At 66.3% G+C, this 12,608-nt stretch carries 12 protein-coding genes; 6 read left to right on the top strand and 6 right to left on the bottom strand.

All coding sequences use genetic code 11. The features are described 5' to 3' along the window. The first annotated feature begins 644 nt into the window (after window positions 1-644). From BLTE_RS01820 to BLTE_RS01845, 6 genes are all read left to right on the top strand, one after another. Complete coding sequence (locus BLTE_RS01820) at window positions 645-1,682, top strand: TRAP transporter substrate-binding protein (RefSeq protein ID WP_126397057.1); 1,038 nt, start codon at window positions 645-647, stop codon at window positions 1,680-1,682. Window positions 1,683-1,912: 230 nt separating this feature from the next. After that, entirely contained in the window at window positions 1,913-2,563 is a 651-nt protein-coding gene (locus tag BLTE_RS01825) for a TRAP transporter small permease (RefSeq protein WP_162499889.1), read from the top strand. 35 nt (window positions 2,564-2,598) lie between these two features. After that, window positions 2,599-3,885, top strand: coding sequence for a TRAP transporter large permease (locus BLTE_RS01830; protein ID WP_425290292.1), 1,287 nt, complete (start codon window positions 2,599-2,601; stop codon window positions 3,883-3,885). Window positions 3,886-4,275: 390 nt separating this feature from the next. Beyond that, window positions 4,276-4,977 (top strand): B3/B4 domain-containing protein, encoded by a 702-nt coding sequence (locus tag BLTE_RS01835; RefSeq protein ID WP_126397063.1) that lies wholly within the window; start codon window positions 4,276-4,278, stop codon window positions 4,975-4,977. A 230-nt stretch (window positions 4,978-5,207) separates the two neighbouring features. Beyond that, entirely contained in the window at window positions 5,208-5,840 is a 633-nt protein-coding gene (bchJ, locus tag BLTE_RS01840) for a bacteriochlorophyll 4-vinyl reductase (RefSeq protein ID WP_244600079.1), read from the top strand. Between the two features lie 333 nt (window positions 5,841-6,173). Continuing rightward, a complete protein-coding gene (locus tag BLTE_RS01845) occupies window positions 6,174-6,644 on the top strand; it encodes a MarR family winged helix-turn-helix transcriptional regulator (protein ID WP_126397067.1) in 471 nt (156 codons plus the stop codon). 27 nt (window positions 6,645-6,671) lie between these two features. Here BLTE_RS01845 and BLTE_RS01850 read toward each other — a convergent pair whose 3' ends face one another. The 6 genes from BLTE_RS01850 to BLTE_RS01875 form a co-directional block, all read right to left on the bottom strand. After that, a complete protein-coding gene (locus BLTE_RS01850) occupies window positions 6,672-7,778 on the bottom strand; it encodes an ATP-dependent DNA helicase (RefSeq protein ID WP_126397069.1) in 1,107 nt (368 codons plus the stop codon). A gap of 112 nt (window positions 7,779-7,890) precedes the next feature. Next, window positions 7,891-8,262, bottom strand: coding sequence for a hypothetical protein (locus BLTE_RS01855; protein WP_126397071.1), 372 nt, complete (start codon window positions 8,260-8,262; stop codon window positions 7,891-7,893). Window positions 8,263-8,511: 249 nt separating this feature from the next. Further along, window positions 8,512-9,096, bottom strand: coding sequence for a hypothetical protein (locus tag BLTE_RS01860; RefSeq protein WP_126397073.1), 585 nt, complete (start codon window positions 9,094-9,096; stop codon window positions 8,512-8,514). 264 nt (window positions 9,097-9,360) lie between these two features. Then, window positions 9,361-10,083 carry an SIMPL domain-containing protein gene (locus BLTE_RS01865; RefSeq protein WP_126397075.1) on the bottom strand — a complete coding sequence of 241 codons (723 nt, stop codon included), beginning with the start codon at window positions 10,081-10,083 and terminating at the stop codon, window positions 9,361-9,363. Between the two features lie 273 nt (window positions 10,084-10,356). Further along, window positions 10,357-11,028 carry an Abi family protein gene (locus BLTE_RS01870; protein WP_126397077.1) on the bottom strand — a complete coding sequence of 224 codons (672 nt, stop codon included), beginning with the start codon at window positions 11,026-11,028 and terminating at the stop codon, window positions 10,357-10,359. A gap of 122 nt (window positions 11,029-11,150) precedes the next feature. Beyond that, window positions 11,151-11,648 (bottom strand): helix-turn-helix domain-containing protein, encoded by a 498-nt coding sequence (locus tag BLTE_RS01875; RefSeq protein ID WP_126397079.1) that lies wholly within the window; start codon window positions 11,646-11,648, stop codon window positions 11,151-11,153. Window positions 11,649-12,608 lie beyond the last annotated feature (960 nt).

A 12,608-nucleotide genomic window follows, 5' to 3' on the forward strand; every position in this document is an offset into this window, starting at 1 on the left:
CTCGCTGTCCCAAAGTCCCGTCGCGCTGTCTCGCTTTTTCCCGTCCGGGCTCGTCACTCTGTCGTGCCGGCACGCGGATAGGTTCGACGTGTTGCTGAATTGACGCACAGGCCGGGAATTTGTTCCATGCCATTTTCCCGCCATACTTACTTTCCGCGGCACCTACTTTTTCGCCACAATTGGCTTCGCCCGGCCGCGTCGTCTCCGGTCGCCGGAAGCGGGCGCCTCGCACCCGCTCTTCCGTTGCCGGCTGCCAGCGCTGAAGCATCATCTCGGTGGGACGATAGCGCTATACTTTGAAGCAATCACTGATTAATAGATTTTAGGGTTTCGTGAGGTAAATCTGTCGCTGTATATTGCAGGGCTTTCGATTCATATTTGATTAAATATGCTTCGTCCGCACCGGGGAGTGCCTGTGTGGCCACGGTGGACGACGGTGCGCGGCCCGCCTTTGGCCGGGCCGGCTGCGCGCTGCCTTGGCCGTGTCCCGGCCTGACCTTCGCAGCCCGGCCCGCCGGTTCTGCGCCGATAGGTGGCCTGGGCTCTATTTCAAGAGGCGGATACGGAAATCCCTAATGGCGAATGCCTTCCGTTCCTGATTAGTTGGTTGCCGGGCCAACCAGTCCTGCCACGAGGAAACGCTCATGAAAATTACAAGGCTCGCGCCTCGCGCTACGGCAATTCTCGGTGCTGCGGCAATTGTTGCCGCTGCGGCAAGCCTTTTGCTGTCGTCGCAGCCCGCGCGTGCGGACCAGCCGATCGTCATCAAGTTCAGCCACGTGGTGGCGCCGGACACGCCCAAGGGCAAGGGGGCGGATCGTTTCCGGGAACTGGCGGAGAAGTACACGGACGGCGCGGTCAAGGTTGAGGTCTATCCCAATTCCCAGCTCTACAAGGACAAGGAGGAGCTGGAGGCGCTGCAGCTTGGCGCGGTGCAGATGCTGGCGCCCTCGCTCGCTAAGTTCGGCCCGCTCGGCGTGCGCGAGTTCGAGGTGTTCGACCTGCCCTTCATCTTCCCGGACAAGGCGGCGCTGCGGAAGGTCACCGACGGCCCGATCGGCAAGGAACTCCTGGCCAAGCTTGAGCCGAAGGGCATCGTCGGGCTGGCCTATTGGGACAACGGCTTCAAGGTGATGAGCGCCAACCGGCCGCTCAAGACGCCGGACGACTTCCTCGGCCTCAAGATGCGCATCCAGTCCTCCAAGGTGCTGGAGGCGGAGATGAAGGCGCTGGGCGCTGTGCCGCAGGTGATGGCGTTCTCGGAAGTCTATCAGGCGCTGCAGACCGGCGTGGTCGACGGCACCGAGAACCCGCCCTCCAACATGTATACCCAGAAGATGCACGAGGTGCAGAAGCACGCCACGGTCTCCAATCACGGCTATCTTGGCTATGCGGTGATCGCCAATAAGGCGTTCTGGGAGGGGTTGAAGCCCGAGATCCGCGAAGGCCTGGAAAAGGCGATGGCGGAAGCCACCGAATATGCCAACTCGATCGCCCAGCAGGAGAATGACGACTCGCTGGCGGCGATGAAGGCGGCCGGCAAGACGACGTTCCACGAGTTCACGCCCAAGGAGAAGGAGGCGTGGATCAAGGCGCTGCTGCCGGTGCACGAGGAGATGGCGAGCCGTATCGGCGCCGATCTCATCGCCCGCACGCAGAAGGAAACCGGCCTCGTTCCGTGAGGCTTCGATGCGGCGGCCCGGCACCCCCGCCGGGCCGTTTCGCATCCGGCCTGTCCGCGGGGCGGTGGGGCGCCGCGCCGCACTGATCATCCGAAGGCCGCACGAAAGCGGGACTTGCGGCGGTCGGTGGCGGAGCGTCCGCGCGGCCGGCGGACCATCCTGCCAAAGAAAATCGCCGAACAAACCCGCCCAAGAAATTTGCCGAGGATTTTGCCGAGGAAGCCTGCGTGATGCTGAGACTGCTCGACCGGCTCGAAGAGACGCTGATTGCGACGCTGATGGCGGCGGCCACCATCGTCATCTTCATCGCCGTCGCCCACCGCTACAGCCTGGGCGGCATCGCCTCCGTGTTCAATTACGGCCGCGCCCACGAGATTGGCTGGCTGACCGACTTCGGGCGCGCCGGCTTCATGTGGCTGCGCAGCATCAACCTCACCTGGGCGCAGGAGTTGTGCATCTACATGTTCGTGTGGATGGCCAAGTTCGGCGCCGCCTATGGCGTGCGCACCGGCGTGCATGTCGGCGTCGATGTGCTGGTCAACCGGCTGCCGGCGGACCGGCAGCGCAAGGTGGTGCTGTTCGCGCTGATGTGCGGCGCGCTGTTCACCGCCATCGTCGGCACGCTGGGCGCCACGTTCGTGTGGGAGATGGCCCACACCCAGCAGGTCTCGGCCGACCTCGAAATGCCGATGTGGCTGGTCTATCTGTGCGTGCCGCTCGGGTCCTATCTGATGTGTTTCCGCTTCCTCCAGGTGGCCTGGACCTTCTGGTTCACGGGTGACCTGCCTCATCACGACCATGCCTATGTCGAGGGCATGACCGAGGAGGACGGCACGCCGGCCGGCACCGGCCATCATCCCGGCGAGGAGGTGAAGCCGTGAACGTCGTCATCATTTTCAGCCTCCTCGTCGCCTTGATGCTGACGGGGATGCCCATCTCGATCGCGCTGGGCCTCACCGTCCTCACCTTCCTGTTCACCATGACCAGCGTGCCGATCGAGTCGGTGGCGCTGAAGCTGTTCACCGGCATCGAGAAGTTCGAGATCATGGCGATCCCGTTCTTCATCCTGGCCGGCAATTTCCTCACCCATGGCGGCGTCGCCCGCCGGATGATCGCCTTCGCCTCGTCGATGGTCGGCCACTGGCATGGCGGCCTGGGGCTGGCCGGCGTCATGGCCTGCGCGCTGTTCGCCGCGGTGTCGGGCTCCTCGCCCGCCACCGTGGTGGCGATCGGCTCGATCATCCTGCCGGCGATGCAGAAGCAGGGCTTTCCGCCGCGCTTCGGCGCCGGCGTCGTCGCCACCTCCGGCGCGCTCGGCATCCTGATCCCGCCCTCGATCGTGATGGTGATGTATGCCGTGGCCACCGCCGGCCAAGTGGTCACCGGCCCCGAGGGCGAGCGGGTCACCTCCGCATCGGTCGGGCAGCTGTTCATGGCCGGCGTCATTCCCGGCCTGATGCTGGCGACGCTGCTCGGCCTCACCACCTTCTACCGCGCCTGGAAGAACAATTATCCGCGCATGCCGCAGGCCAACTGGGCCGAGCGCTGGACCTCGTTCCGCGAGGCGATCTGGGGCCTGCTGCTCATCGTCATCGTCATCGGCGGCATCTATTCGGGCGCCTTCACGCCGACGGAGGCTGCGGCGATGAGCGCGGTCTATGCCTTCGTCATCGCCGTGTTCGTCTACAAGGACATGCGGCTGCGCGACGTGCCGCGCGTGCTGCTGGCATCCGCCAACACCTCGGCGATGCTGCTCTACATCATCACCAACGCGGTGCTGTTCTCGTTCCTGATGACGCACGAGAACATTCCCCAGACCATGGCGGCGTGGATCGTCGACACCGGCGTGGGCTGGATCGGCTTCCTGCTGTTCGTCAACATCCTGCTGCTGCTCGCCGGCAATGTGATGGAGCCGTCCTCGATCGTGCTGATCATGGCGCCGATCCTGTTCCCGGTGGCGGTGAAGCTCGGCATCGACCCGATCCATTTCGGCATCCTGATCGTGGTCAATATGGAGGTCGGCATGTGCCACCCCCCTGTGGGGCTCAACCTCTATGTCGCCTCCAGCATTACCAGGATGGGCATCACCGAACTCACCATCGCGGTGTGGCCGTGGCTGCTGACCATGCTCGGCTTCCTGGTGGTGGTGACCTACATACCGGCCATCTCGCTGTGGCTGCCGCGGACGCTAGGGATGATGTAGTGTTGCGGCACCGTCATACGGTTTCCGGTTAATCCCTTCGGGATGCCGGAAACCGTATCGAGGTCTGCAATCGCGCCTGGACAGGACGTGGGTCGTCCCCGGCGACCGCCGAAGGCGGTCGGGAAGGGGACCCAGGGACCACGCCTCTGATCCAGACTCACGACAGGGTCTTCGGGCTTCCGAGGCGCAACACGACCCATGCTGACGGCCAGCGTTCGCTGCCGTTGGTACTGTGGGTTCCCTTCCCCTCGCCGCTGACGCGGCTCGGCCGGGAACGACCGGCATGGCCTTGCCGGCGGTCGCCTGCCTGCACTCGAAAGCGCTCGCACGTCGTCCTTCTTTCGCTTCGCGCTGCTTGCGCTTGGCCGCGGCGGCGGCCACAACGCGGGCATGCTGCTGTCGATCGAAGAGCTTCTGCCGCGCTTTCCCGCCATCCGCATCGCCGCGGTGGTGGCCGAGGATCTCGCAATTCCCGGCGCGCGGCCGCCGGAACTCGAAGCGCTGATCGCGGCGCGCGAGGCTGCCTGCCGGGCGCAGTGGGCGGGCCTGGAACTCTCCGCCATTCCCGGCATCGCGGCGTGGCGCGCCGCCTACAAGGGATTCGGCATCAAATCGACCTCCTACCGCTCCTCGGTCGAACGGCTGGTCAAGAACGTGCTGGCCGGGCGGACGCTGCCGGCGATCAACGGCTTCGTCGACGCCTACAATGCGGTGTCGCTGGCGCACGTGCTGCCGGCCGGCGCCGACGATCTCGCCCACGTCGTGGGCGATGTCGCCTTCCGCTTCGCGCGCGAGGGCGACAGCTTCGAGGACATGAGCGGCGACGGCGAGCTTGGCGGGCCGCCGAAGCCGGGCGAGGTGGTCTATGCCGATGCCGCCAAGGTGCTGTGCCGGCGCTGGAACTGGCGGCAGGACGGCCGCTCGGTGATCACGCCGGCCACCCGGCGGACGCTGGTCACCCTGCAGTCCAACGGCGTCGGCGACGTCGCGGCGGCTGCCGACGATCTTTGCGGCCTGATCGGGCGCTTCGCCGGGGGCCGCGCGCAGGTGGCGATCGCCGACGCCGATCAGCCGGTGATTCCGCTGGACTAACCGGCGGCCCGGCCGCGACTCCACAATTGTCAGGAAAAGTGTACGTTAAGCGCGCTTGACACTTTTGCTGGCGGACCTTGCCTCGCGGGGACGGGGGAGGCCGGCGGCCAGTGTCGAATCCGGCCCGTCGCGCCGGAGCGCCAAGCCATATGACATTTGACGCCCGGCGGGATGCGGTCCGGCGGGATGCGGTCCGGTGGTCCGGACGAGGGGACGGAGGGGGGCGTTTGTTGGATCAAGCGAACGGCAAGGGAGATAACGGCAAGGGACATTCGGACGAGGCGGCTCGGATCGGTCCGAACGCCATCATCCGGATTGCCGAGGCGCTGGAACGGGATGTCGGCCGGGATGGCGCGGAGAAGCTGCTCCAGGATGCGGGGCTGGAATCCTATATCGGCAATCTGCCGAGCCAGATGGTCGATGAGCGCGAGGTGACGCGGCTGCATCAGGCCATGCGCGCCAGGCTGGGTATGGAGCATGCCCGCGCCATTGCGCGCGAGGCCGGGCGCACCACCGGCGACTATCTCCTCGCCCACCGCATCCCGCGCGGCGTCCAGATCGTGCTGAAGATGCTGCCGCCCTCGGCCGCGGCGCGGCTGCTGTTTGCCGCCATCAGCCGCAATGCCTGGACGTTTGCCGGTGGCGGGGCGTTCCACGTGCTCGCCGGCACGCCGCTACGCTTCACCATCGCCGGCGGGCCGATCAGCCGCGGCGCGCGGAGCGATGTGCCGGTGTGCGACTATTATGCGGCGACGTTCGAGCGGCTGTTCCGGGCGCTGGTCAGCCCGGCGACGACGGTGGTCGAGATTGCCTGCGAGGCGCTGGGCGATCCGGCCTGCGTGTTCGAGGTGCGCTGGGCGTGATGCGGTTTCCAGTGTCCCGAAGCGACCGGACGGGGACTGCCTGAAACAGTACGGGCCGCACCGGCGGGGGCTGGTGCGGCCCGTTTCCGTAACGATACCCGAGGGGCGCGTAGCGTTACGGTCTCTTGGTCTTCCCCACCGCGGCGACCGGAGGGCTCGCCGCGAGTCTTCTTGTGCTCACTTCCAACACATCGCGAACGATCTAATCGCGTGGGTTATATGTGGCAGATCCGCGAATGACTGTCAAGCGCTTGCGATTGGATTGCGCGCGATTTATTCGTATGCAACGCTGCGTCGCCGCCTGGGTGCGGCTGCGATTCCTGTGAGGAGACGATGCCCGAGTCCGCCCGCCAGCCGCACGGCGAGCCGCATGACGGCCCCTTCCTCGGCGATTTCGTCTGCTTTTCCATCTATTCGGCGTCGCTGGCCTTCAACCGCGTCTACAAGCCGCTGCTCGCCGAGATGGGGCTGACCTATCCGCAGTATCTGGTGATGGTGGTGCTGTGGGAGGGCGACGACCGCACCGTGGGCGGCATCGGCGAGGTGCTGTCGCTCGACTCCAGCACGCTGACGCCGCTGCTCAAGCGCCTGGAAGGCATGGGACATCTGACGCGCGAGCGCGATACGCAGGATGAGCGCGTCGTGCGGGTGCGCCTGACGCCGGCCGGCCGCAATCTGCGCCTCAAGGCGCGGGTGGTTCCCGGCTGCATATTGGAGGCCACCGGCATGTCGATGGACGAGCTGCGCCGCCTGCAGAGCGAGATCGACGCGCTGCGCCGCAACCTCGAGGCGGCGAACGGGTAGGGCCGGCCCAGCTGCCAGTAATGGGCGCTACACCACCACGCACAGCCGTTTCGCGGCGCGGGTGATGCCGGTGTAGAGCCAGCGGGCGCGGCTGTCGGGGAAGGCGAAGCTCTCGTCGAACAACACCACGTCGTCCCACTGCGAGCCCTGCGCCTTGTGGACGGTGAGCACGTAACCGTAATCGAATTCGTCGAAGTTCCGGCGCATCTGCCAGTCGAGCTGCTCCAGCCCGCCGAGGAAGCATTCCGAGCGCACCGAGACCTTCAGCGGCTTCCGCCGGCCCTCGTCCTCCGGCTTCAGCACCATCTTGACCAGCGCGCGGGTGCGGCCGGGCGTGGCCTCGACCACCGACCACAGCGCGCCATTGAATAGGCCCTTCTTGCGGTTGTTGCGCAGGCACACCAGCCGGTCGGAGGCGACCGGCATCGGATCGGTGAAGCCGCGGTGCTGGCGCAGGCGCTGATTGTAGGCGCGCCTTGTGTTGTTGCGGCCGACCAGTACCTGTTCGGCGCCGATCACCCGCTGGGGATCGAGCGAATCGCGCCGCACCACTTCCGTCTCGCCCCAGCAGCCGGGGGCAAGCTGGCCGCCGGTGCGCACGGTCATCGACAGGCGGATGATCGGGTCGCCCGCCGCCTGCCGGTGGACCTCCTCCAGCATGGCGTCGGGCGCCGCATTGGTGAAGAAGCCGCCGCCCTGGATCGGCGGCAGCTGCGCCGGGTCGCCCAGCACCAAGAGCGGCACGCCGAAGGAGAGCAGGTCGCGCCCCAGCTCCTCGTCGACCATCGAGCACTCGTCGATGATGATCAGCCTGGCCTTGGAGGCCGGGGCGTCGTCCCAGAGCTGGAAGCTCGGCACCTCCTCCTCGCTCTCCTGCGCCCGGTAGATCAGCGAATGGATGGTGGAGGCGCCCTCGCAGCCGCGCTGGCGCATCACGCTTGCCGCCTTGCCGGTGAAGGCGGCGAATTTCACGGTTCCCTCAACGCCTTCGGCGATGTGGCGGGCGAGCGTGGTCTTGCCGGTGCCGGCATAGCCGAACAGCCGGAACACCTGGGTCGCGCCATTGGGCCGGCTCTTCAGCCAGCGCGCCACCGCGGTCAGCGCGGCGTCCTGTTCGGGGGTGAAGACGGGCATGGCGCGACCATAGCCAATGACACAGAGTCGCGCGAGCCGATGGCGACGAACGAAACCGCCGCCGGGCGGGGGGGCACGGCGGCGGCTTCGGGACGCAGACGGAATGCTCGGTTCAGGGGCAAACCTCGACATCCCGCCACACGACGCGACCCGATCGGGTCACGACTCGGCGCTGTTCGATCCAGCATTCGGCGACATAGACTCCGCGCGGCTGGGCGGCGAGGGCGCCGAGCGCCAGCCCGCCGAGCACGCCGGCCGCGACCGCCCCGCCATTGTCCCAGCCGCGATAGTAGCCGCGGCCGTAATAGGGGCGGGGGCCGTAATAGGGGCCGGGCCGCGGGCCATAGTGGCGCGGACCGTAATGCCGGGGCCCGTAATACTGGGCCTCGGCCGGCACGCTGGTGGCCACGCTGGCCCCACCCGCCAAAACCAGCCCGGTCAGGCCGGCGACCAGAAATGTCTTCGTGCGGAGCCAGAGGGACATTTCACCAAATCCTTCGTCTCATACGCTGGTTTTCAAATATATGATCAGCAAAAACGGTCAAAATAAGACGTTGCTCAAGATTAACAGTTCTTCATCTTCCGCCCGCTGCGGGCTCAGGCTGCGGATGTCGGGCGGATTCCGTTCGGCAATGCCTTCGGGCGCATGCGCTCGCCGAAAAATCCCTTTTTGACCAGGGATCCTTCGGCGAGGCGAATGCGCAGGGCCGGCCGCATGGGCCGGCGCCGCGTCCTACCAGGTACACCAGCAGCGCCGGCCGCCGATATAGTAGGTCGGCAGGTTGTTGATCGAGCCGTAATAGGCTGGAGCATAGGGGTAGTAGGTGGGCTCGACGTAATAGTTGTCGGTCGCATAATAGGGGCTGTCATAGGCCCACAGCGGACCCGTCGCCGCGCCGAGCGCGAAGCCGGCCGCGGCCGCCCCCCACGGATACCAGCGCCGGTAACGCCAATCGTTGCGGTAGGCCCAGCGGTAACCGCCGCCGCGCCAATAGGCGCCGCGATACGCTCCGCCGCGCCAGTAAGCACCGCGATATGCGCCGCCACGATAAACGGCGCCGCGATAGCCGCCGCGCCAAGCCCCGCCGCGGTACACGCCACCGCGATACACGGCGCCGCGATAGCCGCCGCCGCGCCAAGCCCCGGCACGCACCGCGCCGCCGCGATAGCCGCCGCCGGGACGCGCCTCGGCCGGGCTCGACCACACGGCAGAGGCCGCGGTTACGGCAAATGTCGAGACTGCCAGTGGGGTTGCGGACATCATCACCGCAGCCAGCCCGGCCATCGCCGCCATCTTCGCTTGCCTGATGCAATGCATGACGCGTTCCTCCCACACAATATTGCGCGAGGAAAACCCGGCGGGCGGAGAATTGTTCGCACCCCGGCGCAAAATCGCTGCCGCCATGCTTCACGCAACGTTGCGGGCGACCGTTGCGGCGGCGTAGGGCGGCGTTGCAGTGGTCGAAAAAGACGCTGGCGCGCCCTCAGGGCGCACTGCGGCGCCGTATCGGCGCCGCGCCGCGGCGGTCCCGCGCAGGCGGGGCCGCGATGACGGGTTCCGGCCTGCCGGCCGGAAGCCGCGTCAGTTGTCCAGTTCCCAGGTGACCGAGATCTGCACCTTCACCGTCTGCTCGCCGGGGGCGACCGGCACCGCCGCCGCATCCGGCGCGGCGGCGCGCAGCGCCAGCGGCCGCGGCACCGGCGGCGCATCAACTTCGGAGAGCGCCATCACCCGGCCGAGGCGGGCGCCGGCGGCATTGGCGTAGAGCTCGGCCTTGCGGCGGGCGTCCTTCACGGCGTCGGTGCGCACGGCATCGCGCAGCTTGCCCTCGTCGGCGAGGCCGAAGCGGATGTCGGAAATCTGGTTGGCGCCGGCCGACACCAGCTTGTCGAGCAGTTCGCCGAGCTTGGCCGGGTCGGTGAGACGCACATTCACCTGGTTGGAGACGGTGTAGCCGGAGATGCGCGGGCCGCGGTCGGCATCCTTGGAGGAGGGATAGACCACCATCGGCTGCACCGACACGGTGCTGGTGCGGATGTCCCCGTCCTCCAGCCCGGCCTCGCGCAGCACGCGCAGCACTTCGGTCATGGTGCGGGAGTTGGCCGCCAGCGCGTCGCGGGCGCTCTTGCCCTGGGTGGTCACCCCGGCGGTGACGAAGGCGCGGTCGGCCGCCGCCTCGAGCCGGGCCTCGCCGAGCACGGTGAGCAGGCGTGGAGCGGGCTGGGCGGCGAGCGGGCCGGTGAACAGCAGCGACGCGGCGAGCGCCAGGAGCAGGCTGGCGAGGGGCAGACGGGCAGGGACCATGGTGCACTCCGGTTTCGCGGGGAAGATTTGGCCCGCCTTCGCGATGTCTTCAAGGCCAAACTGCAAATCGGCCCCGAACCCCGGCCCCGCCCGGATTTGACGGCAATTCGTTGCGGCCGTGGGGGAAATATCCGTGCCTCGAGGGCAGGCGACGGTCGCAAGCGAGATGCAATCGTGACCGCTGCGTCCTCTTGCGGAGGAGGCCGCAACTGAAATGCTTGGAACACCTTCATTCCGGATTGGGGTTATGGGTTGAATTGCGGTTGGGCTCGGCTACGCGATCGCCGACGAACGCACGAGCGAGATGCCGTCTGGCGGATAGACGGCATGGAAGCGCGACACATCTTGGGACCATGCCGCGGCCACCGGCGACAGCCAATGCGTCAGTTGCAGGATGGCTTCATAATGCTTCGGCAAGTCCCAATATAGAATTGGCTCGTGATGGGCGATGCGATTGCGCAAGGTTCGGATGGGTGCGAGAGGCCTGGAGAACTGCTTGCGCACCAAGCCTTTGCCATCCTCCCGGCGGGCAATGTCCTTCAGGGTTCTTTGCCAGAGGTCTTCGTATTCACGGCCGACCATGGCCGTCCAGTAGCCGAAGGTGAGGGCGGCAACGAGGCGACCGGACGTCTCTGGCTTGCGGGCGTCTGCGATGTCTCGGCGGGCCTTGGTGAGCATGTCGGTCTGCACCGGGTTGGCCTGATAGGCGGCTTCGTCAAACCATCTCTCACCGTGGGCGGCAGCCATCACGTGATGAATGCGGTTGCGCAGGGCGATTTCCAGCATGTGCAGGGGGGCTTGGAGGCTTTCCGAGAGAGCGACATTGAGGGTGTAGAGTGCGATTGCCTGATTGCGGTCCCCGTTCGCCCAGCCCAGATAGGAGGCGAAGCGGTCGGCGGAGAGGGCCTCTTCCAAACCGGGGTATGTGTGATCGGTGGAGTTCATGTCATGCTGGGGTTGATTTTTCCCCCACTCTCGCCTACTTCTACAGCGTAAACCCCGGACCCGTCTCTGCCTCTGGCATGCGGCCGGGGTAATTTATTTCTTGGTACAGACGTCCTGTTTCCTCAGTCATTCGGAATCTTGTGACGCTTGCCCTTGGGGGTCTCCACCCTCCGCCGTGCGGCTTCGCTCTTGCGTTTCTCCTCGGCGAACTCCGGCTCAAGCTCCTGGATCCTGGCGATAAGCCCGTCCAACAGGTAGGTGTTGGCGCCCCAGTCGCCGGCAGCAGTCTTGTGCTGCACCCTCTGAATAAGCCCCGCTTTTTCTAGAGCCTTCATGTTGGGCTTGATGCTCGACACCTTGATGCCAATGCGATCAGCAAGCTGCTGCTTGGTGGGGAAGGGCGGTCGATCCGGCGACCAGTACAGGTCAAGCAGGTGGACCAGCAGGCAAAACTGGGTGCTATTGATGCCGAGCCGATGCTGGCTTCGCAGCAGGATGGTCGGGATGGCAGCGTAGCCATGGCTCTTGACCTTCTTGCCCCAGATTTTTTCCAGGCTTGTGGGCTGATTGAGAGCGTTCTTTTCGGGGAACGCTACGATGTTGGAGGGTTCGGTGCTCATAGGGGGGCTCGTGACAACAGGAAATTGTCGTTGAGATAAGAGCACGTGCAAAAACCAGCGCAAGGGGTGCAGGCCTGCCCAGTGGGGCAGATTCCTACCCCAGGGGATTGTCCGTGATTCCGCTTCCCCGATCTGACGATGAGACGATGAATCTGATTGGCTGACAGGTTCCCGACCCCAGGTGGGGCAGAAGATGGCCCGACGGTCGGTCAGAAATCCAGCCCACCCGGCGGCGTTTATTAGGCCACCGTGCGCAAGCCCGGCTCCAGATCATCACGATCGCGGCCAGCCATCGGCGCGTCGCCGATGCGGTGACACCGCTCCATGATCCGCCCGGCCATCCGTTCGGCCGTGAGCTGAGTGGCGCTGACGCGGAGGACGTGGCGGCGCGAAGGACGTTGCGGAAAGTGTCTTCGATGTCGGCCACGGCGTCCTGCCCGTCGCCTATTCTGGAGCGTCCGCCGATCAGGCTGGATCGGGCGGACGCTCCAATTTTCTGGTTCGGCGCATTCTCCTGCGCAAGACCGGTGTCCGCTCCTGCGGAGAATGCGGTGAACCGGGATCGGGCTTCCGCCACCGCGGCTCGACCCGCGAAGCGCGCGGCCGCATCAAACAGCCATCACGCACGCCACCGCGGGCCGGCCCGTTCTCACCCGGTTTGTCGGTTTCTCACCGTGACTGTCACCGCCCGGCGGGCGGCCCAAACACGCCACCCGGCGGGTGGACGGCGACAATGGCGGGGTTCTCCTGGCGGCCGATTCGCCTCGTGTGCTCCATCACTGGTCTCCCTTGTTTCCGGAAGGCTCCTTCAAACGGCCGGGGAGCCGCAGACTGCTTCCGGGTTTTACCCGATGAAGTACGGCCCGACCCGGCTGCCGGTTCATCCACTGGCCGGCGCCCGCGGTCGAACCGTGCCGCCCAACCTGTCGTCCCGGACGGCAGAGGATGCGCAGCATCCGG

It is taken from the genome of Blastochloris tepida (assembly GCF_003966715.1).
Taxonomy (GTDB): Bacteria; Pseudomonadota; Alphaproteobacteria; order Rhizobiales; family Xanthobacteraceae; genus Blastochloris; species Blastochloris tepida.